This window comes from Cupriavidus basilensis (genome assembly GCF_000832305.1).
GTDB classification, from domain to species: Bacteria; Pseudomonadota; Gammaproteobacteria; order Burkholderiales; family Burkholderiaceae; genus Cupriavidus; species Cupriavidus basilensis_F.
The window spans coordinates 1,614,286-1,636,753 of sequence record NZ_CP010537.1; the positions used below are offsets into that span (position 1 = coordinate 1,614,286).

The following is a 22,468-nucleotide window of genomic DNA, read 5'->3' on the forward strand; positions in this document are numbered from 1 at the left end:
CTCGCCTAAGTGGCCCGCCGCGTAGACGCTGGCGAGGCCATGGCTTCCTGCACGCGGCTGGCTATGTCCTGCAGCGGAGCCACGAAGCGCTTGACCGCCTCCTGCTCGCTCAGGGCACGCGAGAGATACACCACATTGAGGCTGCCGCGCACGCGGTCCTGGTGCCGGATCGGTACCGCGACCGCACCGATCTTGCGCTGCTCCAGCCAGTCGCCGCGATTCGACCCGAAGCCATCCTCGCGCACGCGCGCAACCAGCTTGCGCACATAGGCCGCGTTGTTGGCCAGGGCTGCCTGCTCGTCGCCGCCGCCGCCTGAGCGCAGCAGGTTAAGGATGTCCTCCCGTTCCCCTTCGCTACAAAACGCAAAATAGGCCCGTCCGGCGGCCGTCGACAGCATCGGCAGGCGCCGGCCCACCATCGCCCGGTGGAAGGACAGCGGGCTGAAGCGGTGCGTGGTTTCGCGGATGATCATGGCGTCGCCATCCGGCGTGGTCAGGTCCGACGGCCATAGCACGCGCTGCAGCAGCTCGCCCATCAGCGGCGCGGCGATGGTGGAGATCCACTCATCGTCATTGAAGCCTTCGCTCAAGGCCCTGACCTGCAGCGTCAGGCGATAGCTGTCGTCCGACTCGCTGCGGCGCACGAAGCCTTCGGTGATCAGGGTCTCCAGCAGGCGCCGGACCGTGGTGCGGTGCAGCCCGGTCAGCTCGCTCAGCTGCTGCGCGGTGCCGCGCCCGCTTTCCATCCGGTTGAGCGCCTTCAGCACGTCCAGGCCACGGGTCAGCCCGCGCACGCTGGCATAGGGCGAGGTTCGGCTATCGGGCACGCTAGGTACCTTAGGCATCTCAGGCGCCTTAGACATCGCAGGCATAAAAAACCCTTTCAAATCAACGTTGTGCACTCCTTGCACATTCTGTTCGTTTTTTTGTCGGGATGCAATCGGCTCTCTACACTCCGCTGTACTCGCTGTACCAGTTAGCCATTCAAAAACATTCAAAAGCATTCACGAACGAAGGAGACACGATGTCGACCGCCGCCACGCCCCTCAAGTCCGTCCCGTCCAGCCAGCCCGAGCTGCCGTTCCAGAGCATCTGGGGCGAGTTGCGCGGCGTTTCCTTCAGCCAGGGCTGGCTCGATGCCAAGGGCATCCGCACCCGCTACCTGCACGCCGGCAGCAGCGGCAAGCCGGCGCTGATCCTGCTGCACGGCGTCGGCGGCCACGCCGAGGCCTACGTGCGCAACCTGCAATCGCACGCCGAGCATTTCGACGTGTGGGCCATCGACATGATCGGCCACGGCTGGACCGACAAGCCGGCGGGCGGGCGCGAGATTTCCGACTACGTCGACCACGTGATCCGCGTGATGGATACCCTCGGCATCGCGCGCGCTGCGTTCAGCGGGGAATCGCTGGGCGGCTGGGTGGCCGCGCGCCTGGCGATCGACCATCCCGAACGCGTGGAGCGGCTGGTGCTGAACACCGCGGGTGGCTCGCAGGCGGACCCGGTGGTGATGGAGCGCCTCAAGACGCTGTCCATGCGCGCCGTGGAAGAACCAGGCTGGGATTTCATCAAGGCTCGCGTGCAATGGCTGATGGCCGACAAGGCCAAAGCCTTTGACGACCTGATCGCCACGCGTCAGGCCATCTACGCGCAACCGGGCATGGTCGAGGCCCAGCGCGGCAACATGGTGTTGCAGGACATGGAAACGCGTCAGCGCAACATCCTTCGCGCCGAGCACTATGGCCGCATCAAGGCCCCGACGCTGGTGCTGTGGACCTCCGACGACCCCACCGCCGATGTGTCGGAGGGACGGCGCATCGCCACCATGATTCCCGGCGCGCTGTTTACGGTGATGGACGGCTGCGGCCACTGGCCGCAGTTCGAGGATGCCGACACCTTCAACCGCATTCACCTGAATTTCCTGCTCGGCAATGCCGTGCCGGAAGCGACCACGGTTTAAGCCGGCAAGTACCGGACAAGCAGGAGAGGAGACATGAACAACGCCATCGAGATGGCGGGCGCAGACGCTCGTCCGCAGGATCTGGACACCGACGTCGCCATCATCGGCGCCGGCCCGGTTGGCCTGATGATCGCCAACATCCTTGGGCTGCAGGGCGTGCGCGTCGTGCTGGTCGAGAAGCTGGACCAGATCATCGACTACCCCCGCGCCATTGGCCTGGACGACGAGGCGCTGCGGGTATTCCAGTCGGTTGGCCTGGCCGATGCACTGCTGCCGCATATCACGCCGCACCACTGGATGCGCTTTGTCACGCATACGGGCCGCTGCTTTGCGTCGATCGAGCCACGCACCGACGAGTTTGGCTGGTCCCGCCGCAACGCCTTTATCCAGCCGCTGGCGGACCGCATCCTGTACGAGGGCCTGCGGCGCTTTCCCCATGTGCAGGTGCTGTTCGGCCACGGCGTATCGGCCTTCACGCAAGACGAACACGGCGTGACGATCCGCGCGGAAGACGCGCACGGACGTGTCACCGCCATCCGCGCCGCCTACCTGGCCGGCTGTGATGGCGGCAACAGCGTCGTGCGGCGCACGCTGGATGTGCCGTTTGAAGGCCGCACCAAGCCCAACCAATGGATCGTGGTGGACGTGCGCAATGACCCGATCGGCACGCCGCATATCTACATGCACTGCGACCCGATGCGTCCCTATGTGTCGGCCGCGCTCCCGCACGGGATCCGCCGCTTCGAGTTCATGGTCATGCCCGGCGAGACGGAAGACGAGCTGTCCCGGCCGGAGAACCTCGCCGCGCTGATCCGCAAGGTGGTGGCCGATCCGGACAAGGTCGACTACATCCGCAAGCGCGTCTACACCCATAACGCGCGCCTGGCGCGGACGTTCCGCGTCAAGCGTGTGCTGCTGGCGGGCGACGCCGCGCACATCATGCCGGTCTGGCAGGGGCAGGGCTACAACAGCGGCATCCGCGACGCGAGCAACCTGGGCTGGAAGCTGGCGATGGTGGTCAAGGGCGTGGCGCAGGACCGCCTGCTGGACAGCTACGGGGTGGAGCGCCGCGCCCACGCGCGCTCGATGATTCACCTGTCCGAGGTGGCGGGCGACATCTTCGCGCCTGCCAGCCGCTTCGGTGCGTCGTTGCGCGATGGCCTGACCCGCGTGCTGAACGTGTTTCCCTCGGTCAAGCAGTACTTCGTGGAAATGCGTTTCAAGCCCATGCCGCGTTATGAATCGGGTGTGGTGCTGTTGCCCGAGCGCCAGGGTGACGACCGGTTCCTGGCACGCTTGCTGGAGCGCTCCGGCAACTCGCCGCTCGGACGCATGCTGGGCCTGATGAGCGAGAAGCGGGATTCGCTGGTCGGCCGGCTCGTTCACGGCCGCGATCCGGCGGGAAGCTCGCCGGTCGGGCGCATGTTCATCCAGCCAATGGTGCGGACCGAGCAAGGCCATACCGTGCGCCTGGACGACGTGATCGGCAATCGCTTTGCCATTATCGCCTGGGGCGCGGACCCGACCTTCGGCCTGACGCCGCAAGCGCGCGCCGTCTGGGAAAAGCTGGGCGCGTGCTTCGTCATGGTCAAGCCCGATACGCAGCTTGCCTATCGCGACGACGTGCCGCAAGGGGTGATCGCCATCGGCGACACTGCCGGGCGTCTCAAGGATTGGTTCGGCAAGCTGCCCGGCTCCGTGGTGCTGCTGCGCCCGGACCGCTTTATCGCCGGTATGTGCTCGCCGCAGCAGGTGTCCGATGCCATCCAGGCGCTGGCCGGAAAGCTGGCGCTGTCCGACGCGTCCCCTTCAGCCGCCGCACCGGGCGCGTTGCCCGCGCAGCCAGGTACCCAGCCGGCGCGCGACCACGCCATCGCCTTTGCGCGGGGAGCCTGACATGCCGATGCATCTCGAATGCCTGTCCCACACGCCGCTGCACGGCTACCACGATCCCGCGCCGGAGATCGTGGCCGAAGTAGAGCGCGTGCAGGCCGCGGCGCGCGCTCGCGTGCAAGCCTTTGCGCCGGAGCTGGTGGTGGTCTTTGCTCCGGATCACTTCAACGGCTTCTTCTACGACGTGATGCCGCAGTTCTGCATCGGCGTGGCGGCCAGTGCCATTGGCGACTTCAAGAGCCTGGCGGGCCCGCTCGATGTGCCGCGCGACACCGCTCTGGCGATGGCGCAGGCGGTGCTGGACCGCGACGTGGATGTGGCCGTGTCGTACCGCATGCAGGTGGACCACGGCTGCGCGCAGGCGCTGGAAGTCCTGCTGGGCGGGCTGGACGTTTGCCCGGTCATCCCCGTCTTCATCAACTCGGTGGCACCGCCCATGGCAACGTGCCGGCGGGCGCGGCTGCTTGGCGACGCTATCGGACGCTTCCTGCAGGGCCTGGGCAAGCGTGTGCTGGTGGTGGGGTCGGGCGGCATCTCGCACGAGCCGCCGGTGCCGGAAATCGCCTCGGCCAATGTGGAGACCGCCGAGCGCCTGATCGCCGGGCGCAATCCGCCGCCCGAGTCGCGTGCTGCCCGCCAGGCGCGTACCGTGGCCGCCGCACAAGCGTTCACCAAAGGCGACAGCCCCCTGCATCCGCTCAACCCGGCATGGGACCGCGCCTTTCTGGAACGGCTGGCCGGCGCAAACCTCGCGGCGGTGGATGCCATGCGCAATGACGACATCACGCGCGACGCCGGCAAGTCGGCGCACGAGATCCGCACCTGGATCGCCGCTTTTGGCGCGCTGGCTGCTGCCGGGCCTTACCAGGCATCGATCGAGTACTACCGGCCCATCGACGAGTGGATCGCAGGCTTCGGCGTGATGCAGGCACAGCCCGCCACCGGGCACGCTTAACCCAACCAGGACCCACCATGTCAAACCAGGAAATGACGCTCGCGCTCGCCAGGCGGCTGCGCGAAGCAGAGCAGACGCGCACGCCGGTCGAGCCGCTGCGCGGCGAAATCCCACCGGGCGATGCAGCGATGGCTTACGCCATCCAGCGCGCCAACGTCGACGCGTGGCGGGCCCAGGGCCGCCGCGTGGCAGGCCGCAAGATCGGCCTGACCTCGCCCGCGGTGCAGCGCCAGCTTGGCGTGGACCAGCCCGACTTCGGCACGCTGTTTGCCGACATGGTCTTCGGCGACGACGAGCCGATACCCGTTGCCCGCACCTTGCAGCCGAAGGCCGAAGCCGAGGTCGCGCTGGTGCTCTGCCGCGATGTGCCGCAGAAGGACGCCACGTTGGTCGACCTGATCAACGCCGTCGCCTATGTGCTGCCTGCGATTGAAGTGGTCGGCAGCCGCATCCGCAACTGGGATATCTCGTACGTGGATACGGTGGCCGACAACGCCTCCAGCGGCCTGGTGGTGCTGGGCGCGGTGCCGGTGCCGCTGGCTGGCCTGGACCTGAAGACCGTGAAGATGGAAATGCTGCGTGATGACGAGCGCGTTTCCACGGGTTCCGGCGCGGATTGCCTTGGCCATCCGCTGAACGCCGCAGTCTGGCTGGCCCGGAAACTGGCCGCGCTGGGGGACCCGCTGCGTGCCGGCGACCTGATCCTGACCGGTGCGCTGGGGCCGATGGTGGCCGTGGCGCCGGGGCAGTGCTTCGAGGCCCGTATCAGCGGCATCGGCAGCGTGCGGGCACGGTTTGCGCCGGGCTGACGCGCGGCGCCTCAAGTTTTTTCATCTCATTAAAAATACACAAGGAGACAACATGCAACCCACCAGATCCATTCTCGCAGGCGCACTGCTCGTGACCGCTGGCGCGCTTGGCAGCGCCCCCGTCCATGCCGACACGTTCCCCAGCCACCCGCTGACCATCGTGGTGCCGTTCCCCGCCGGCGGCGTGACCGACATGATTGCGCGTCAGATGGCGCAGCAGATGCAGACCAGCCTTGGCAAGCCGGTTGTGGTCGAGAACCGTCCCGGCGGCGGCGGCCAGATCGCGGCGCAATCGGTCAAGCGCGCCGACGCGGATGGCTATACCATGTTCGTGGCCGCCACCGAAATGTTCGCGATCAATCCCGGCCTGTACCGCAATTTCTCGTACGACCCGCTCAAGGATTTCAAGCCGGTGACGGCGCTGGCATCGTCGCCCCTGGTGCTGGTGGTGCCGCAGGGCAGCCCCGTCAACTCCGTCAAGGACCTGGTAGCGTTGTCCAAGAGCAAGCCCAACGGCGTGAACTATGCCTCGCAGGGGATCGGCTCGATCGGCCACCTGCTGGGCGGCTTGTTTGCCGACAAGGCCGGCGGCCACATGACGCACGTGGCTTACAAGGGCTCCGCCCCGGCCTTGCAGGATGTGATGGCCGGGCAGGTCGACATGATGTTCGACCCGGTGATCACCACCTCGCCGCTGATCAAGGGCGGCAAGGTCAAGCCGCTGGCCATCGCCGCGCCGCGCCGCTCGCCTTCGCTGCCGGACGTGCGCACGCTCTCAGAACTCGGCATCGGCGGGCTGGATGCCGGCGTCTGGTTTGGCATGGTGGTCAAGGCCGGCACGCCCGATGCCATCGTCGCGCGTCTCAACGAGGCAGCACTCAAGGCGCTCAAGGCACCCGAGGTGACCAGGCGCTTTGCCGACCAGGGTCTGGAAGCGCTGCCCATGACGCCGCAGCAGTTCGGCGCCTTCCTCAACAGTGAAAGCACGCGTTGGGCCCCGCTGGTCAAGGCCAGCGGCGCCAGCGTGGAATGACGCAAGAGATCCAACAGGAGAGATCCATGACCCGCAAACTGAAAGCCGCCATCATCGGTTCCGGCAATATCGGCACCGACCTGATGATCAAGATCCTGCGCCATGGCGCGCATGTCGAGATGGGCGCGATGGTCGGCATCGACCCGGCATCGGACGGCCTGGCGCGCGCCGCGCGCCTGGGCGTGGCGACCACCCACGAAGGCGTGCAAGGATTGACGCGCCTGCCGGTGTTCGGCGAAATCGATGTGGTGTTCGATGCCACCAGCGCTGGCGCGCACGTGAAGAATGACGCGTTCCTGCGTGGCCTGCGGCCGTCGCTGCGCATGATCGACCTCACGCCGGCGGCCATTGGCCCTTACTGCATCCCGGTGGTCAACGGCGATGCGCACCTGGACGCGCACAACGTCAACATGGTCACCTGCGGCGGACAGGCCACCATCCCCATGGTGGCGGCCGTATCGCGGGTGGCGCCGGTGTTGTATGCCGAGATCGTGGCCAGCATCTCCAGCAAGAGCGCGGGCCCCGGCACGCGCGCCAACATCGACGAATTTACCGAGACCACCTCCAAGGCGATCGAAGCGATCGGTGGGGCTGGCAAGGGCAAGGCCATCATCGTGCTCAACCCGGCCGAGCCGCCGCTGATCATGCGCGACACGGTGTATTGCCTGAGCGAGATGGCGGACGAGGCCGCGATCGCCGCGTCGATCGATGCCATGGCCGCCGAGGTGCGGCAGTACGTGCCCGGCTATCGCCTCAAGCAGAAGGTGCAGTTCGACCGTATCCCGGCGGATGCGCCGCTGGTGGTGCCCGGGGTGGGGCGTGTGAGCGGGCTCAAGACCTCGGTGTTCCTGGAGGTGGAAGGCGCGGCCCACTACCTCCCAGCCTACGCCGGTAATCTCGACATCATGACCAGCGCCGCGCTCACCATCGCCGAGCGGATGGCGAGCGCCATGCTTGCCCAACGCGCCGCCGCCTGACTCACCCGCAGATAAGGAGTGCCTGCCATGCAAGGCCAAAAGAAGATCTACATTTCCGATGTGACGCTGCGCGACGGCAGCCACGCCGTGCGCCACCAGTACAGCGTCGAGCAGGCCCGGCAAATTGCCAAGGCGCTGGATGACGCCAAGGTCGATTCGATCGAAGTGGCCCACGGCGATGGGCTGCAGGGATCCAGCTTCAACTATGGCTTTGGTGCCCACACCGACCTGGAATGGATCGAGGCCGTGGCCAGCGTGGTCAAGCACGCAAAGATCGCCACGCTGTTGCTGCCCGGCATCGGCACCGTTCACGACCTCAAGGCTGCTTATGATGCCGGTGCGCGCATTGTCCGCGTGGCCACGCATTGCACCGAGGCGGACGTCTCGCGGCAGCACATCGAGTACGCGCGCCATCTGGGCATGGAAGCCGTCGGCTTCCTGATGATGAGCCACATGACCACGCCGCAGAACCTTGCCGCGCAGGCCAAGCTGATGGAGAGCTACGGCGCCACCTGCTGCTATGTGGTGGACTCCGGCGGCGCGCTGACCATGAACGATGTCCGCGACCGCTTCCGTGCCTTCAAGGCGGTGCTCAAGCCGGAAACGCAGACCGGCATGCACGCGCACCACAACCTGAGCCTGGGCGTGGCCAACTCCATCGTCGCGGTGGAAGAAGGCTGCGACCGCATCGACGCCAGCCTGGCCGGCATGGGCGCCGGCGCTGGCAACGCGCCGCTGGAGGTCTTTATCGCCGCGGCCGAGCGCATGGGATGGGACCACGGCTGCGACCTGTACAAGCTGATGGACGCGGCCGATGACATCGTGCGTCCGCTGCAGGACCGTCCCGTGCGGGTCGACCGCGAAACGCTGGCGCTGGGCTATGCCGGCGTGTACTCCAGCTTCCTGCGCCACAGCGAGGCCGCCGCGAGCAAGTACGGCCTGAAGACCGTCGACGTGCTGGTCGAGTTGGGTCGCCGGCGCATGGTGGGCGGGCAGGAAGACATGATCGTCGACGTGGCGCTGGATTTGCTGAAGGCGCGTTAGGGAAAGGCGCAAGGCGCGTGCCACGGCTGTGCGCTGGCGCCACATGGGAGGGTTTTGCGGCGGCGGATGCCCGGGGAATGCCGCTAGCCAGGGTCTTGCCCGCCCTTTTTACAAAGCCCGCCGGTTTTTACAAGCTGATCGGCAGCGCCACCGACAGCACGAAGCGGAAGATCCGCGAGTGCACGGCCACCGCCAGGACCCGGCCTCTTATGCCGCCAGGTGCAAGCGCGGCGCCGGACCTGGCGGGGTTCCGCGCTTGTCGCCAGGTTCGAGCAGGCTCAACGCGGCAGGGCCCAGCGTGTTCGCGCAAGCGCAGGCCAGCGCAGCAACGCTGCCCAGGCCCACTTGCGCGGCCAGCCAATCGGTGCGCACGCCGCTGCTGCCCGCAAGCAGGTACACGGCGCGCGCGACGCGCTGCTCGCGCAGCAGCACGCCTAGCGCCTCGCCCTCGGCGAACAGCCGTGCGCGTACCAGCCGCGGGGTGACTTCCCATTGCTGCGCCACCAGTGCCGCATTCCACGGTAGCCGAGGCTGGCCGAAGATCTCGCCGGCAAGCGCGCGTGACCAGTGTTTCTCCGAATGGCACGGGCAGCCCGGCAGGGTGGCCAGGGTCATGCGCGGGCATGCGTCGTCCGGCACTTGCTGCAGCGTGATGGCAGTGCTTTGCCCCGGCGCTGGCAGCAGGTCGCAGTCGAAGTACGCAAACGCCGGCACCACGAACGGGTTGCCAGGCGTTACCTCCCGCCGCGCGTTCGCGTCGCGCAGGCGCGCGGTGCCGTGCAGCGCGGCGACGCGCACGGCAAAGGGAAAGCGCAGGTGAGACAGGCGCAGATCGGTGCTGCTGACGAGGGCCATGCGAAGCTCAGGTGACGCAGGCTGGCGCGCATCGGGCGCGGTGCCAGGGGAAAGATCGCATTGTACGGCTTCGCGCGGCCAGTGAGTTTCACGATGGCGAAGGCGGGTTTTAACGCCGGCCATGGCCGCGACCGCTGCGCTAGGGCCGCTGCCTACAGCTCCGACAGGCCAAAGTGACGCAAACGCTCAAGGTCGGTCACCCGGATGCTCTGGTACGACAAATCGACCATGCCCTCCGCCGCCAGGCGCCGCAACGCCTGGTTGACCCGCTGGCGCGAGAGCCCCGTCAGCAGGCCGATCTCCTCCTGCGACAGCTCCAGCACCGAGCTGGTACGGGGGTACAGCGCCGGGTGGAAGAGTTGGGCAACCGCCTGCGCCACGCGGGCATCGACGCTCAGCAGCCGCTCGTTCTGCACGGTGGCGATGAACTGGCCCATGCGCTCGTTCAACTGGCGCACCACGAAGCTGGCAAACGGCAAGCTTTCGTTGAGCAGGGTATGGAACACTGTGTCGGGCACCAGCGCCAGGCGGGAATCGCGGATGGCGATCACATCGTATCTTCGCGCTTCGCGCTTGATGACGCTGCCTTCTCCGCACCAGCCGCCCGCCGGTACCCCCGAAAAGGTGCAACCGCGCCCGTCCGGCGTGTAGACCGCAAGCTTGATCAGGCCGGTCTCCACCCCGATCCAGTAGCGCGACGGCTCGCCACGGTGCGCGACGAAGGCGCCGGCGGCAAAATCCTGCACCACCACCTGCCGCGCTGCCAGCGCCTGGTGGCTGGGCGCGAGTGCGGCGAACCATTCATGCCGGGAAAGCAGGGCGGCATGCCCGGCGCCGGGCGGCGGTGTCGTGATATCTGCGGGGGGAGGGGGAGGCGATCTGGGCGTGGCTGCGGGCAGGCTGGTCATGATTTCGGCTTGGCCCGGCACGGGCATTGTCATCCGGACGACAGAGCTTGGTCCTGTGTGATGATAGCCTTGCACGGTGAAAAGTAACAGCGACCGGCGGCGCGCGGCTCATCCTGAGGGCCAATACCCGCACAACCGGCGCATGCGGAGACTACGGCAATGCCAAGCGATTTCGACACCGGCCTGGGCAAGAACCCGGCCAATCACGTTCCCCTCACACCCATCGATTTCCTGGCGCGCGCGGCCAGCGTGTATGGCGACCGGCTGGCCATCGTGCACGGCCCGGTGCGCCAGAACTGGCGCGACACCTACGCGCGGGCACGGCGCCTGGCCAGCGGGCTGGCCAGCCTGGGCGTGGGCAAGGGCGATACCGTTGCGGCCTTGCTGCCCAATACGCCTGCCATGGTGGAGGCGCACTTTGGGGTGCCGATGGCGGGGGCGGTGCTCAATGCGCTGAATATCCGGCTCGATGCTTCCAACCTGATCTTCATGCTGCGCCATGGCGAAGCGCGGGTGCTGCTGGCCGATACCGAGTTTGCCGACGTGGCGCGGCAGATCGCCAACGAGATTCCCGGGCTGAAGGTGGTGGCGGTGCTGGACGCGCTCGGCCCGCAGGACGCCCCGGCCTTTGGCGAGACCGACTATGAGCGCCTGCTGGCCTCGGGCGACCCGGAGTTCGCCTGGCAGATGCCCGCTGACGAGTGGGATGCGATCGCGCTCAACTACACCTCGGGCACCACCGGTGACCCCAAGGGCGTGGTTTACCACCATCGCGGCGCGGCCATCAACGCCATCTCCAACATCCTGGAGTGGGACCTGCCCAAGCACGCGGTGTACCTGTGGACGCTGCCGATGTTCCACTGCAACGGCTGGTGCTTCCCGTGGACCATCGCCGCACGCGCCGGCGTCAACGTCTGCCTGCGCAAGTTCGAGCCCAAGCTGGTGTTCGACCTGATGCGCGACGAGGGCGTGACGCACTATTGCGCCGCGCCGATCGTGCATACCGCGCTGGTCAACGCCCCGCTGGCCTGGCGCGATGGCGTGCGCGGCCCGGTGCGCGGCATGGTCGCGGGTGCGCCGCCGCCCGCCGCGGTGCTGGCGCAGATGGAGGCCATGGGCTTCGCGTTGACCCATGTCTATGGCCTGACCGAAACCTACGGCCCCGCCGCGGTATGCGCCGAGCAGGACGACTGGGCCAGCCTGTCGCAAGAGGACCGCGCCACCAAGAAGGCAAGGCAGGGCGTGCGCTACCACCTGCAGACGGAGGTGGCCGTGCTGGACCCGGACACCATGCAACCGGTAGCCTCGGACGGCGAGGAAATCGGCGAGATCATGTTCCGCGGCAACATCTGCATGAAGGGCTACCTCAAGAACGAGAAGGCCACGCGCGAGGCATTTGCCGGCGGCTGGTTCCATACCGGCGACCTGGGCGTGTGCACGCCGGACGGCTACGTCAAGATCAAGGACCGCAGCAAGGACATCATCATCTCCGGTGGCGAGAATATCTCCAGCGTGGAAGTGGAAGACGCGATCTATCGCCATCCCGCCGTGCTGGCCGTGGCAGTGGTGGCCCAGCCGGATGTGAAATGGGGCGAGACGCCCTGCGCGTTCGTGGAGCTGAAGGATGGCGCCAGCGCCACGGCCGACGAGCTGATCGCCCATTGCCGCACCCTGCTGGCGGGCTTCAAGGTGCCCAAGGCGGTGTACTTCGGGCCGTTGCCCAAAACATCGACGGGCAAGATCCAGAAGTTCGAGTTGCGCAAGAAGGTCAAGTCGGATGCGGCGATCGACGTGTAAGGGCTTTGTCCGAAGCCGCGAGATGCGCCAGAGCCGTCTGCAATGAAGGCGGCTGCCACCTCCTCTGCTCACGGCTGCTCTCCCGCAAGCTGGAGAGGGTGACTTGTACCTGCAAGTCCGTGGCGGGCCACACATTGCCCGATAACCGGTCCTTGCCCAAGAGGTCCGGGCCGAAGTTGAGTTGGCATATGGCAGGGATGACCACCTGCCGTAGCGGCGCGGCAGGGTAGCCGGATGGGATGTCTATTGCGCTGGCCTTTAGCTATCCCTGCCCCAGCAACGCGGGGCTTCTTTCTGAAAATTCCTTGCATTTTTTCGGAATTTTCCCAATGACATTGAGCGTCCTTTTGGGTGAAGCTAGCTAGCATTCAACTCAAAAGGAGCAGCATTGTCGCAACAGATCAAGAGCGTTCGCTCTTGCGGGCGCGTCCTCCACGGCTCACCAGGCGTGTTTATCCTCGTCCGCAACAAGCTGGCGAAGGGCGAGCCGCCGTGCATCGTGCGAATACCCAGATCCGGGGAAGCCTGAAAGGGCGATAGCGTCTCGGTCTACCTTCCTCCCCCCCTTTTTTTGACGTCTACATCGAAAGCAAGGCCTCGCCCGCAACAGCCGCGTGGGAGAGGGACTGTTCAACGTATTCACTGCTAGCACGGATGACTTGGAGGCCCAATGGCTGAAACTCGCAACGCACTCCGCAATGGAGATAAAACAAGCACGAATGGCATACTCATCGCTACCGGTCAAAGCGCTTTCCATCACAACGTAACGTTCGGTGTCGAAGGTGACTATGCAACCTGTCCTGCTTGCAAGGCTGGTGGCCCTGTGATGAACGACTGCTACCCGGCCTTCGACATAGACGGCAAGCAGGTGCTTGTAAGCGGAGCACGAGTCTTCTGCAACTGTTCAACAAAGCCGTTTGTTATTCCCTCACAGAGTGACTTCACCATCGAGGTGAACCGAGGAGGATACCGCGGTGCGGCACCGATCAAACCAACAAGCAATCTAGGCCCGGATGCATCGAACAAGCTTGTTGAGGATATGCAAAATCAACAATACGTCGAGGACGAGAGCTTGATTTGCCCAAACATGAGCAACGTCGAATTTCATGCAACCATGATGCAACTACGCGACAAGGCGGTACGGCTGCTGAGTGATCGGCTTTTCGAGTTGTCGCGGTGGAATCAAGCAGACCAGGACAAGGTGATCCTGTGGTTCGGTCACACGGCTGGCAATACGCGGCAAACGCTACGCGATGGGTTGACCAGAATCCGTGACATCATGGGAAGCTTGCGCGAAAAGAACTTTGAACGTCATTCAGAAGAGGGACTCCGGCGCGTGGGGTGTGTACCGCGTGCCCGCGATGGGGAGATTGAAGCTACCGCGAGTGTTTGCAAGCCGGATGGCACCTACACCATTTTTGTCGGCCCAAAATTCTGCCATCTGGATCACGAGCAGAATAGCCCAGAGGGAATCCCCTTCGATAATGATAGTAAGCTAACAGTACTCATTCATGAGGTTTCACACTTTCCGGAGGCGATGAGCTCTGAAGACAAGTGGTACAACATTCTCCTGTCAAGGCTTCGGGCCAAAGCGCGCGATCAGTTTTGCATCGTCAATGCAGACAACATCGCGTACTACGTGACGAACATCCCAAATTGGAGCTACAGGCCGCCAGCATGGAAACCGTGATGAAAAAGCTGCTCGTTGCATTCGTATTGCTTTGTGTGATGCCTGCATATGCCTGCCGCCCTGCATTCCTGACGCACGAACCCATCTTCGAGCGTGGGGCCGCGAAGCTCTCTGCTCCCGAAATTGCTCGGCTGGCCGCGTGGCGCAGTGATACGCGGCAAGCGTTTCCTGCGGGCTTTGAGGTATTCATGTCGCTGTGGCAGAACGAGAGCGCCGGAATCTCCAGGAAGCTTGCCGAAGCACGTGCACGCTGGCTTGCTGATCTGCTTGAGCGCATGGATATCAACGGCGCCGACATCCACCAGCCAGAGATTCGCGATATCGACAACCGCCACGTCTCACCAGGGGATGCCGCTACGTTCCTGAACACCGTTACGATCGCTGTAAATCCGCGATGCCCGCACGCATGCTGCGACAAAGCGAGCCGGTGAGCTGTTTCCCGTGCGTACGGGGCGTGCCCCCTGGGTCGACGTACCCGCCTGCAGGCGGATATCCCTGATGCTCTCACCATGGCCTCGGATAAGGCCATGGTGAGAGAAAGTGGGCAGGCGGGCCATGTTGACGCCTCAGGCGCGCAGATAGCCTTCGGCCAGCGCCACCCAGCACGCAGCGCCAAGCGGAATCAGCTGGTCATTGAAATCATATCCATCGTTGTGCACCGAGCAGCCCACCCACTCGCCGGTGCCATTGCCCAGCGCAAAATAGCAGCCCGGCATCCTCTCCAGCATCCAGGCGAAATCCTCGCTGCCCATCTGCATCGAGGGCGGCACCTGGATGACCTTGTCGTTGCCCAGCACGCTGGCCACGGCCTGCCGTGCGATGGCGGTTTCTTCCACGGTATTGCAGATCGCGGGCGCCAGGCGCTCATAGGCGATGTCCACCGCCACGCCGCACGAGGCGGCCTGGTGCGTCACCACCTCGCGGATGCGGGTCTCCAGCAGGTCTCGCACCTCCGCCACGGTGGCGCGTACGCTCAGCTTCAGCGTTGCGGTCTCCGGGATGATGTTGTAGGTGCTGCCGGCCTGCATCTCGCCCACGCTGATCACCGCGGCGTCGACCGGCGCCACGTTGCGCGCCACGATGCCTTGCAGCGCCACCACGGTCGAGGCGAGGGCCAGCGTGGGGTCGGTGGCGCGGTGGGGCATGGCGCCATGGCCACCCTTGCCGCGGAACGTGATCGTGGCGCGGTCCGAGGAGCCGCCCATCGGGCCGCTTTGCACGACCGCCATGCCCACTGGCAGGCCGGGCGCATTGTGAAAGGCGTAGATCGCATCGCAGGGGAAACGCTCGAACAAGCCGTCGTTCATCATGGCCAGCGCGCCGGTCATGCCTTCCTCGTCGGGCTGGAAGATCAGGTTGAGGGTGCCGTCGAAGTGGCGCGTGGCGGCCAGGTACTCGGCTGCGGCCAGCAGCGTGGCGGTGTGGCCGTCATGGCCGCAGGCGTGCATGCGGCCTGCTACCTGGCTGGCATAGGGCAGGCCGGTGCGCTCCTGCAGCGGCAGCGCGTCCATGTCGGCGCGGATGCCGATGGTGCGCGCGCCGTTGCCCACCTTCAGTTGCGCCACCAGCCCGTGGCCGCCCAGGGTGTGCACGCTATAGCCCCACTCGCGCAGCAGCGCGGCGGCCATTTCGGCGGTGCGTGGCACGTCGGCGCCCAGCTCCGGGTGGGCGTGGATGCGGTGGCGCACTTCGGCGAAGCGCTTGGCGGATTCGGTCAGTGCCGGCGGGATGTTTCCGGGGTGATTTGTCATGGCTGCAGGGTGTGTGTCGTGATTTCGGATGGGATGGGTTTTTGCGCCACGGGTCAGTCGCGGCCAGGGTGGCTGGGGAACAGCGCCAGCGCGCTCAGGCTGATGCAGGAGGCCGTGATCAGGTATCCGGCGGGCGCCATGTTGCTGCCCGTGGCGCTGATCAGCCAGGTCACGATCAGCGGGGCGAAGCCGCCGAACACGGTCACGCCAAAGCTGTACATCACCGACATGCCGGTGGCGCGTTGGTGGCGCGGCAGCGCTTCCATCATCAGGGCGGCACCCGCGCCGCTGCCGACCGAGCCCAGGGTCACGGCGGCGCCGATCAGCGCCATGGTGAGCGGCAGGCTGGGGCCTGCGGACAGCAGCGTGAAGTTGGGGTAGACCAGCGCCAGCGAAGTCAGCCCGCCGGCAAACAGCAGGGGCTTGCGGCTCGGCAGCCGGTCGGCCAGCAGGCCGAACAAGGGCGCCATCACCAGCATGGCAGCGCCTGCCGTGCATGCCGCCAGGAAGGCGGTGACAGGTGGCATGTGCAGGGCGCTCACCAGGTAAGTGGGCATGTAGAACACCATGATGTACATGGATGACGTGCTGCCGGTCATCAGCAGCATGCCCAGTAGCAGTGTGCGGCCATGTTCGCGGAACACCGTGCCGACGCCGCCATGCGCGCTGCCGCCTTCGTGGGTTTCTTGCAGGTGCCGGCGGATATACATGCCCACCGGCGCAATCAGCAGGCCAAGCATGAACGGCAGGCGCCAGCCCCACTCAAGCATGGCGTCGGGGCTGAGCAAGGCCGATGCCGCGGCACCCGTCAGCGCGCCCAGCAGCGCGGCACCGCCTTGCGTGGCGGCTTGCCAGCTGACCAGGAAACAGCGGTTGCGCTTGCTGGCGGACTCAAGCAGCAAGGCCGATGCGGCGCCGATTTCCCCGCCAGCCGACAAGCCTTGCAGCAGCCGGCCGATGACCACCAGCACGGTGGCGGCCACGCCGATGCTGGCATGGGTGGGGGTGAAGGCGATCAGCGCGGTGCCCGCTGTCATCAGCACGATGGTGAGCGTGAGCGCCGCCTTGCGGCCGCGCTGGTCGGCCAGGTTGCCGATCAGCACGGCGCCCAGGGGGGCGCATCACGAAGCCGACGCCAAAGGTGGCGAAAGACAGCAGCAACGATGCCAGCGGGCTGCTGGACGGAAAGAACAGTTTGCCGATGGTGGCGGCAAAGAAGCTGTAGACCGTGAAGTCGTACATTTCCAGCCCGTTGCCGATGGCGGCGGCAACGATGGCGCGGCGCGAGTGCGGGCGGGCGGCCGTGGCGCCAGTGGCGTGACTGGCGGGTGCGGCGCCGGCCGGATGGCCTGGCGCGGTGTGGGCAGCGGTCATGCGGTCCTCCTCGGGTGGGGTAGACGGGCAATGGGTGCGGCGTGGCCCCGTTGCTCTCGGTGTGGGGGCATGTTAGGGGCCGAGCGAGGGATAAGCACTTCGCTTTTTTTCATGGGTATGCGCATTGGGAATCAGAGCCCGGCCGCAGGGCGCGGCGCCGCCGGCCACCACGACCGGGCCGCTCCCTGTCGGCACATAGGGCGCGGCAAGGTACCCGGTGCTGCTGACGTGCCCGGCCCGCACGCCACGGGGGCTTGCCGCGTGTGCTCCTGCCATTGCCGCTGGCTTCCAATCCCGTCGCCTCGCTCGCCTGGCATGGCACACCAGAATCGGCGTGATGCGCTATCTTCGCGGCGGCGCGCGCAGTGGGGCAACTCGCTTGCCTTTATTGCCCTTCGATTTGGCTGTGGTGCGTAACTTATTGATTGTTATTGGTTTTTTGCGGACGGCGGATGGCCTCATGCTGCGCCCGCGCAGTGTTGGGGCATGGCGTGGCCAGCATGCGCGCTGCCGGCGCATGCCGTTCGGTCAGGGGGCGGCGGTGCTGCGCGGTGGCGGGTAGTGATCCGCCAGCGCCTGCAGCACGGCGTCGTGCAAGCGCGCTGCCGCCCACGTCAGCACATGCCGGTCGCGCGAGACCAGCGAGATGATGCGGTCGGGCACGGGCTCGGCGACTTCGATGAAATCCATCCGCTCGGTGATGTATTTGCTGCCAAGCGACTCGCTGGAAAGCAGGATCAGGGTGTCAACCTGCCAGCACAGGTCCAGCGCCAAGCCCATCGATGTGCATTCGACCACCCGGGCCGGCACAGCCAGGCCGTTAGCCGCGAACAACTGATGAAAAGGCGAGCTGGCATCGGACAGCGGGTCCAGCGCGAGCCAGTCCGCCTGCTGCAGCACGCGCACCGAGCGTGCCGCGCGCAGCGCATGCCCGCGCCGGGCACCGATCACGGTTGGCAGCCGGCACACCTGGGTGCAGTCCAGCCCGCGATCCAGCGGCAGCAACTGCGAGGTCACCGCGAAATCCATGGTGCCCTCGCGCAGGTGCTCCAGCAACTGCGCCGGACGCATTTCCAGCACCCGCAGCCGGGCGTTCGGAAACTCGCGGCGGAAGGTGCCCAGGCAGGCCGCCATCGGCCGCATCAGCGCCGTGACCGGCGTCACCCCCACGGTGATCTCGCTTTGCACCGTGCCTTTCATGTCTTCCAGGTCTTCGCGCGCGCGCCGCACATTCTCGCTGATCAGCCGCGCGTGCGAGACCAGCCGCTGCCCGTAGGGCGTGAGCTGCACGCCCTTGCTCGAGCGCACAAACAAGGTAGCGCCCACGCTGCTCTCCAGCTCCTTGATCGCCTTGCTCAGCGCGGGCTGCGTCAGGTGAAGGATGCGCGAGGCTTCCTGGATGCTGCCGGTTTCGGCAACGGCGGCCAGGGCGCGCAGCTGGTTGAGCTTCATGTGGTGGCCTGCTGGATGGTGGGCGGACATGTTAATGGCAAAGCGGGCGGCGCGAAAGAATGGCAGCCTGGCGTTGTGATCGGCGTGCGAGGTGGCCTCGAGGTGGCTTTCAACCGGGCGCCGGAACCGTTGGCATGCTCTTTGCGCGGGGAACTGCATCCGGCTTGCGCTAGAATGGCAAGTCTAGCCACTGCAAGCAATGATGATGCGCTGCCATCCCGGCGTGCCTGATTCATCTTGCGTTAGCGCGTGCGCACCGATATTGTGCATCGGTGCACCGCCGACGAAGCTGCGCCGCAGTAGCCATCTTTTTCTCGCAGCGCTTCGTCTGCCTTACTCTCAATATCCCATGCAGCTTGACGACACCAACCCGCAAAACTCCTTCCTGAACACCACGCGCAAAGAGCGCAAGCGTGTGCAGGTGTACCTGGTCAGCGGCATCCGGCTCGTCGGCTCCATCGAGTCCTTCGACGCGTTCGTGGTGATGCTGAGCACGCCCGGCGGCATGCAGACCATCTACAAGCGCGCCATCTCGACGATCCAGCTCGATACCGGCACGCGTCCTCCCGGCGGCGGTGGCGGCGCACGTCCGCCCGGCGCAGGCCCGCGCACGCCGGGCTCGGGCCCTCGTCCGCCGCGTGTGTCTTCGGAAGGCAATGCCCAGGCACCCCTGGTGGTCACGCGCAAGCGCCGCGCCATGGCGCCAGGCGGTTCAGGCGAGTAATGCTGGCCGTCCTGGCCGGGCGGGGCGGCCTGCTACGTTCCGCCTGACCCGTTCATTGCCGGAACCGTTGTGTGCGAATCCGGCGGGCGTGCCTTGCTTGCCAGTGGTGCTGGAATCGTGTCCATCGTGCCCCGGCCAGGAGGCCGGGGCCTTGCGAAATGCGGTGAGGCCGCGTCGCGTCAGTTGCCGTCAGTTGCCGATGCCGAGCAGCTCGACTTCAAAGTTCAGCGTGGCGTTCGGCGGGATCGTGCCGGGCACGCCGCGCGCGCCATAGGCGGTTGGGCCCGGGCACACCAGCTTGGCCTTGCCGCCGACCTGCATCTTCTGCACGCCTTCCGTCCAGCAGGGAATGACGCGGTTCAGCGGGAACGAGATCGGCTGGCCGCGCTTGTAGGAGCTGTCGAACTCGGTACCGTCGGTGAGCGTGCCGCGGTAATGCACCTTGACCACATCGGAGGCCTTCGGCGTGGCGCCGGTGCCCTTGACAAGCGTCTGGATGGACATGCCGGACGGCAGGGTTTCCGCGGCCGGGGCGGCAGCGTGGGCGATGGACGCCATGCCCAGGGCGGCAACTAGCAGTGCAATCTTCTTCATGTGTGTGCTGGCAGAGTGGAGGGGGAAAGTCGGCCGGTCGCGCCGGCGGGAAAACCAGCATCTTAAACCGGGAATGGAATCCCTCCGGGAATGTCTGCCGCCGTCGACGTGGCCGCCAGTCCTGCCAAGCCACTCAAGGGCAAGGCGCCACGGCATCAAGGCATCAAGGCATCAAGGCATCAAGGCATGACGGGCGGACTGTAAGGCAGCGTCGCAGCAAAGGCCCACAGCATGAACAGCACAAGCGGCGCGTGGACCAGCAACTGGGTGAAAGTAAAACCGACCACGTCCTTGGCCCGGATCCCCAGCACGCCCAGCAGCGGCAGCATCCAGAACGGGTTGATCAGGTTGGGCAGCGCCTCCGCGGCGTTGTACACCTGCACCGCCCAGCCCAGGTGGACTTGCAGTTCATTGGCAGCCTGCATCACGTAAGGTGCCTCGATGACCCATTTGCCGCCGCCCGATGGCACGAAGAAGCCCAGCACGGCGGAATAGACGCCCATCACCGCGGAGAACGAATCCTTGGTGGCGACCGAGACGAAAGCCGATGCCAGGTGGTGCGACAACGTCGTGCCATCCATGCCGGCTGCCTTGGTGAGGATGAACGCAATGCCGCCGTAGAGCGGAAACTGGATCAGCACCCCGGCGGTGGATGGCACGGACCTGGCCACGGCGCGCAGGAAGCGCTTGGGACGCCAGTTCAGCAGCATGCCCAGCATCAGGAACAGGAAGTTGTAAGTGTTGAGGTTGGAGATCGCGAGGATCGGGTCCTTGGTGGTGAATTCATGCACCAGCCAACCGGCGCCGAGGGCCACGATCAGCAGGGTCAGCAAGGGGCTGTATTCCAGCCATTCGCCGGGGCGCGTGGGGCGGCCAATGCCATCGCCGGCATCGTCGATATCCACGCCCATGTCCTGCGCGGTGCGCGCGCGCTCGCCCGCCGGCGCTGAAAAATACGCTACCAGCAAGGAAGCGACGATCAGCACGGCTGTCATCGCCATCGATTGCCACAGGAAGATGGTCTGCGAAAACGGAATCACGCCCGTGATATCCAGCAGCGACTTGGGCAGGCTGGCGGGATTGGCCTGCAACTGCGCTGCGGACGAACTCAAGCCCAGTGCCCAGGTGGCGCCCATTCCCAGGTAGGCGGCGGCGCTGGCCGCGCGATAGTCCACGCGCAGCCCGGTGCGTCGTGCAATGGCCCGCACCAGCAGCCCGCTGAAGATCAGGCTGATGGCCCAGTTGAGCAGGGAGGTCAGCAGGCTGACCAGCGCGACAAAGGCGATGGCGCCGCGTGCTGTGCGCGGCAGGGCGGCTAGCCGCTCGATCAGCAGGGAAGCCGGCGGCGAGGCCGCCACGACATAGCCCGAGATGGCCACCACCGCCATTTGCATGGTGAACGGGATCAGGCTCCAGAAGCCGTCGCCAAATGCGCGGGCCACGCCATGCGCGGGCGCGCCGATGGCCATCGCGCCAAGCGCCACGACGATCACGGCGATGGCGGCAAAGATATACGAGTCGGGGAACCAGCGCTCGGACCAGTCGGTGACCTTGACGGCCAGACGCTCCAGTCCGCCGCGGCCCGGGTGGTCCGGGTGGTTGGCTGCGTTCAGGGGCAGGGGGGTGCTTTTCATGCTTGTCTCCTTACATTGCCATGGCTTTCTGCGCGCGGCGTGGTGCGCGGCAAGCCTTCGAATCCTTCATAAGCCATGACGGCGGCCGCGAGGTCTTCCAGCGCGGTGCCGACAGCCTTGAAGACGGTGATTTCCGTGTCATCCGTGCGGCCGCGATGGCGCTGCTGGCACAGGTCCGCGAGCGTGCCCCGGATATCGGTGGCCTTGAGCACGCCAGCTTCGATCGGGTGGAGCAGGTCGCCGGCCTTGAGCACGGCTTCGCTGGTGTCGACGAAGACGGCGGTTGACTCGAAGCAGCCGTCGTCGGCCTCGCGCATGGCCGGCGTGAAGCCGCCGATCAGGTCCAGGTGGGTGCCGGGCCTGAGCCACGCGCGCTGCACGAGCGGCGAGGTGGAGAGCGTGGCGGAGGTCACAATATCGGCGTCTTCGCAGGCGGCGGCGATCGTCGCGACAAAGCGCGCCTCGAAGCCGTCGGCCCGCAATCTTGCCGCCAGCGCTTCGCCTTGGCTCGCGTTGATATCCCAGACGGCAACGCGCTGGATCGGCCTGACGGCGCGATAGGCTTGGGGCAGCAGGCTGGCTACGCGGCCCGCGCCGAGCACCAGCATCGACGAAGCATAATTGGGGCTCAGGTAAGAGGCCGCCAGCGCCGACGCGGCGGCGGTACGCCTGGACGTGATCTCGTTGCCATCGATCATGGACAACGGTTTGCCGGTGCACGCATCGTGCAGCAGGTAGGTCGAGTACAAGCCCGGCAGCCCGGACAACGTATTGCCCGGGTAGATGGTCACGGTCTTGACGCCGAGATAGGCGTCGGCCTGCCAGGCGGGCATCAGCAGCATTGTCCCCGGCGCCGCGCCGTGCGTATCGATGACATGGCTGTGGCGCTGCGGGACCTCGCAGCCGCGGATAAACGCGTCGCGCAGGGCAGGCACGAGTTTGGCGAACGGCAGCAGCGCGCGGGTGGTGTCGGAGTCGAGTATCAACATGTTGGCTTGGGTGGGGTTGGAAGAAGGGC

The 22,468-nt window shown here is 66.0% G+C and carries 20 protein-coding genes; 11 read left to right on the forward strand and 9 right to left on the reverse strand.

Annotated features, from left to right (window positions below):
• Positions 1-5: 5 nt before the first annotated feature.
• Positions 6-845: a DNA-binding transcriptional regulator gene (locus RR42_RS27865; RefSeq protein WP_052495023.1), complete on the reverse strand. Its 840-nt coding sequence runs from the start codon at positions 843-845 to the stop codon at positions 6-8.
• Positions 846-1,024: 179 nt separating this feature from the next.
• On the opposite strand from RR42_RS27865, the gene RR42_RS27870 reads away from it, so the two are divergent.
• From RR42_RS27870 to dmpG, 7 genes are read left to right on the forward strand one after another with little or no spacing between them, the layout of a single operon-like run.
• Positions 1,025-1,960: an alpha/beta fold hydrolase gene (locus RR42_RS27870; protein ID WP_052495024.1), complete on the forward strand. Its 936-nt coding sequence runs from the start codon at positions 1,025-1,027 to the stop codon at positions 1,958-1,960.
• A 33-nt stretch (positions 1,961-1,993) separates the two neighbouring features.
• Positions 1,994-3,856, forward strand: coding sequence for a bifunctional 3-(3-hydroxy-phenyl)propionate/3-hydroxycinnamic acid hydroxylase (locus RR42_RS27875; protein ID WP_052495025.1), 1,863 nt, complete (start codon positions 1,994-1,996; stop codon positions 3,854-3,856).
• A gap of 1 nt (position 3,857) precedes the next feature.
• Positions 3,858-4,808 carry a 3-carboxyethylcatechol 2,3-dioxygenase gene (locus RR42_RS27880; RefSeq protein WP_043354743.1) on the forward strand — a complete coding sequence of 317 codons (951 nt, stop codon included), beginning with the start codon at positions 3,858-3,860 and terminating at the stop codon, positions 4,806-4,808.
• Positions 4,809-4,825: 17 nt separating this feature from the next.
• Positions 4,826-5,617, forward strand: coding sequence for a 2-keto-4-pentenoate hydratase (gene mhpD, locus RR42_RS27885; protein WP_162484922.1), 792 nt, complete (start codon positions 4,826-4,828; stop codon positions 5,615-5,617).
• A 52-nt stretch (positions 5,618-5,669) separates the two neighbouring features.
• Positions 5,670-6,650, forward strand: coding sequence for a Bug family tripartite tricarboxylate transporter substrate binding protein (locus RR42_RS27890; RefSeq protein ID WP_043354745.1), 981 nt, complete (start codon positions 5,670-5,672; stop codon positions 6,648-6,650).
• Positions 6,651-6,676: 26 nt separating this feature from the next.
• A complete protein-coding gene (locus tag RR42_RS27895; protein ID WP_043354746.1) occupies positions 6,677-7,627 on the forward strand; it encodes an acetaldehyde dehydrogenase (acetylating) in 951 nt (316 codons plus the stop codon).
• A 27-nt stretch (positions 7,628-7,654) separates the two neighbouring features.
• Complete coding sequence (gene dmpG, locus RR42_RS27900; protein WP_043354748.1) at positions 7,655-8,671, forward strand: 4-hydroxy-2-oxovalerate aldolase; 1,017 nt, start codon at positions 7,655-7,657, stop codon at positions 8,669-8,671.
• 207 nt (positions 8,672-8,878) lie between these two features.
• On the opposite strand, the gene RR42_RS27905 is transcribed toward dmpG, so the two are convergent.
• Together RR42_RS27905 and RR42_RS27910 are read right to left on the reverse strand one after the other, a co-directional pair.
• Positions 8,879-9,526 carry a hypothetical protein gene (locus RR42_RS27905; RefSeq protein ID WP_043354750.1) on the reverse strand — a complete coding sequence of 216 codons (648 nt, stop codon included), beginning with the start codon at positions 9,524-9,526 and terminating at the stop codon, positions 8,879-8,881.
• Between the two features lie 152 nt (positions 9,527-9,678).
• On the reverse strand, positions 9,679-10,434 hold the full coding sequence (locus tag RR42_RS27910) for a Crp/Fnr family transcriptional regulator (protein WP_236702212.1): 756 nt from the start codon (positions 10,432-10,434) through the stop codon (positions 9,679-9,681).
• A 159-nt stretch (positions 10,435-10,593) separates the two neighbouring features.
• On the opposite strand from RR42_RS27910, the gene RR42_RS27915 reads away from it, so the two are divergent.
• The 3 genes from RR42_RS27915 (at position 10,594) to RR42_RS27925 (ending at position 14,352) form a co-directional block, all read left to right on the forward strand.
• Complete coding sequence (locus RR42_RS27915) at positions 10,594-12,231, forward strand: acyl-CoA synthetase (protein ID WP_043354751.1); 1,638 nt, start codon at positions 10,594-10,596, stop codon at positions 12,229-12,231.
• 670 nt (positions 12,232-12,901) lie between these two features.
• The gene (locus RR42_RS38920) at positions 12,902-13,921 is read left to right on the forward strand and encodes a M35 family metallo-endopeptidase (protein ID WP_082055128.1); all 1,020 of its coding nucleotides are present in this window, start codon (positions 12,902-12,904) and stop codon (positions 13,919-13,921) included.
• Positions 13,921-14,352: a hypothetical protein gene (locus tag RR42_RS27925; protein WP_043354752.1), complete on the forward strand. Its 432-nt coding sequence runs from the start codon at positions 13,921-13,923 to the stop codon at positions 14,350-14,352. The genes RR42_RS38920 and RR42_RS27925 overlap by 1 nt, the downstream gene beginning before the upstream one ends.
• Before the next feature lie 135 nt (positions 14,353-14,487).
• On the opposite strand, the gene RR42_RS27930 is transcribed toward RR42_RS27925, so the two are convergent.
• The 3 genes from RR42_RS27930 to RR42_RS27940 all read right to left on the reverse strand — a co-directional run bounded on the left by RR42_RS27930 (position 14,488) and on the right by RR42_RS27940 (position 18,498).
• Positions 14,488-15,672: a M20 aminoacylase family protein gene (locus tag RR42_RS27930; protein WP_052495027.1), complete on the reverse strand. Its 1,185-nt coding sequence runs from the start codon at positions 15,670-15,672 to the stop codon at positions 14,488-14,490.
• Between the two features lie 53 nt (positions 15,673-15,725).
• Positions 15,726-16,775 carry an MFS transporter gene (locus RR42_RS27935; RefSeq protein WP_236702213.1) on the reverse strand — a complete coding sequence of 350 codons (1,050 nt, stop codon included), beginning with the start codon at positions 16,773-16,775 and terminating at the stop codon, positions 15,726-15,728.
• 799 nt (positions 16,776-17,574) lie between these two features.
• Complete coding sequence (locus RR42_RS27940) at positions 17,575-18,498, reverse strand: LysR family transcriptional regulator (protein ID WP_043354754.1); 924 nt, start codon at positions 18,496-18,498, stop codon at positions 17,575-17,577.
• A gap of 349 nt (positions 18,499-18,847) precedes the next feature.
• On the opposite strand from RR42_RS27940, the gene hfq reads away from it, so the two are divergent.
• Positions 18,848-19,222, forward strand: a complete 375-nt coding sequence (gene hfq / locus RR42_RS37950; RefSeq protein ID WP_052495028.1) for an RNA chaperone Hfq — start codon at positions 18,848-18,850, stop codon at positions 19,220-19,222.
• A 189-nt stretch (positions 19,223-19,411) separates the two neighbouring features.
• Here hfq and RR42_RS27950 read toward each other — a convergent pair whose 3' ends face one another.
• From RR42_RS27950 to RR42_RS27960, 3 genes are all read right to left on the reverse strand, one after another.
• A complete protein-coding gene (locus tag RR42_RS27950; RefSeq protein WP_043354756.1) occupies positions 19,412-19,816 on the reverse strand; it encodes an FKBP-type peptidyl-prolyl cis-trans isomerase in 405 nt (134 codons plus the stop codon).
• Positions 19,817-19,995: 179 nt separating this feature from the next.
• Positions 19,996-21,450: a short-chain fatty acid transporter gene (locus RR42_RS27955; protein ID WP_082055129.1), complete on the reverse strand. Its 1,455-nt coding sequence runs from the start codon at positions 21,448-21,450 to the stop codon at positions 19,996-19,998.
• The gene (locus RR42_RS27960) at positions 21,447-22,439 is read right to left on the reverse strand and encodes an ornithine cyclodeaminase family protein (protein ID WP_043354758.1); all 993 of its coding nucleotides are present in this window, start codon (positions 22,437-22,439) and stop codon (positions 21,447-21,449) included. The genes RR42_RS27955 and RR42_RS27960 overlap by 4 nt, the downstream gene beginning before the upstream one ends.
• Between the last annotated feature and the right edge of the window lie 29 nt (positions 22,440-22,468).

Coding starts and splice junctions, on each gene's coding strand:
- RR42_RS27905 (WP_043354750.1), bottom strand. CDS start 9,526: ATGGCCCTCGTCAGCAGCACCGATCTGCGCCTGTCTCACCTGCGCTTT.
- RR42_RS27875 (WP_052495025.1), top strand. CDS start 1,994: ATGAACAACGCCATCGAGATGGCGGGCGCAGACGCTCGTCCGCAGGAT.
- RR42_RS27925 (WP_043354752.1), top strand. CDS start 13,921: ATGAAAAAGCTGCTCGTTGCATTCGTATTGCTTTGTGTGATGCCTGCA.
- RR42_RS27880 (WP_043354743.1), top strand. CDS start 3,858: ATGCCGATGCATCTCGAATGCCTGTCCCACACGCCGCTGCACGGCTAC.
- RR42_RS27950 (WP_043354756.1), bottom strand. CDS start 19,816: ATGAAGAAGATTGCACTGCTAGTTGCCGCCCTGGGCATGGCGTCCATC.
- mhpD (WP_162484922.1), top strand. CDS start 4,826: ATGTCAAACCAGGAAATGACGCTCGCGCTCGCCAGGCGGCTGCGCGAA.
- RR42_RS27910 (WP_236702212.1), bottom strand. CDS start 10,434: ATGACCAGCCTGCCCGCAGCCACGCCCAGATCGCCTCCCCCTCCCCCC.
- RR42_RS27870 (WP_052495024.1), top strand. CDS start 1,025: ATGTCGACCGCCGCCACGCCCCTCAAGTCCGTCCCGTCCAGCCAGCCC.
- RR42_RS27895 (WP_043354746.1), top strand. CDS start 6,677: ATGACCCGCAAACTGAAAGCCGCCATCATCGGTTCCGGCAATATCGGC.
- RR42_RS27960 (WP_043354758.1), bottom strand. CDS start 22,439: ATGTTGATACTCGACTCCGACACCACCCGCGCGCTGCTGCCGTTCGCC.
- RR42_RS27940 (WP_043354754.1), bottom strand. CDS start 18,498: ATGAAGCTCAACCAGCTGCGCGCCCTGGCCGCCGTTGCCGAAACCGGC.
- RR42_RS27930 (WP_052495027.1), bottom strand. CDS start 15,672: ATGACAAATCACCCCGGAAACATCCCGCCGGCACTGACCGAATCCGCC.
- RR42_RS27915 (WP_043354751.1), top strand. CDS start 10,594: ATGCCAAGCGATTTCGACACCGGCCTGGGCAAGAACCCGGCCAATCAC.
- RR42_RS38920 (WP_082055128.1), top strand. CDS start 12,902: ATGGCTGAAACTCGCAACGCACTCCGCAATGGAGATAAAACAAGCACG.
- RR42_RS27955 (WP_082055129.1), bottom strand. CDS start 21,450: ATGAAAAGCACCCCCCTGCCCCTGAACGCAGCCAACCACCCGGACCAC.
- RR42_RS27890 (WP_043354745.1), top strand. CDS start 5,670: ATGCAACCCACCAGATCCATTCTCGCAGGCGCACTGCTCGTGACCGCT.
- RR42_RS27865 (WP_052495023.1), bottom strand. CDS start 845: ATGCCTAAGGTACCTAGCGTGCCCGATAGCCGAACCTCGCCCTATGCC.
- dmpG (WP_043354748.1), top strand. CDS start 7,655: ATGCAAGGCCAAAAGAAGATCTACATTTCCGATGTGACGCTGCGCGAC.
- hfq (WP_052495028.1), top strand. CDS start 18,848: ATGCAGCTTGACGACACCAACCCGCAAAACTCCTTCCTGAACACCACG.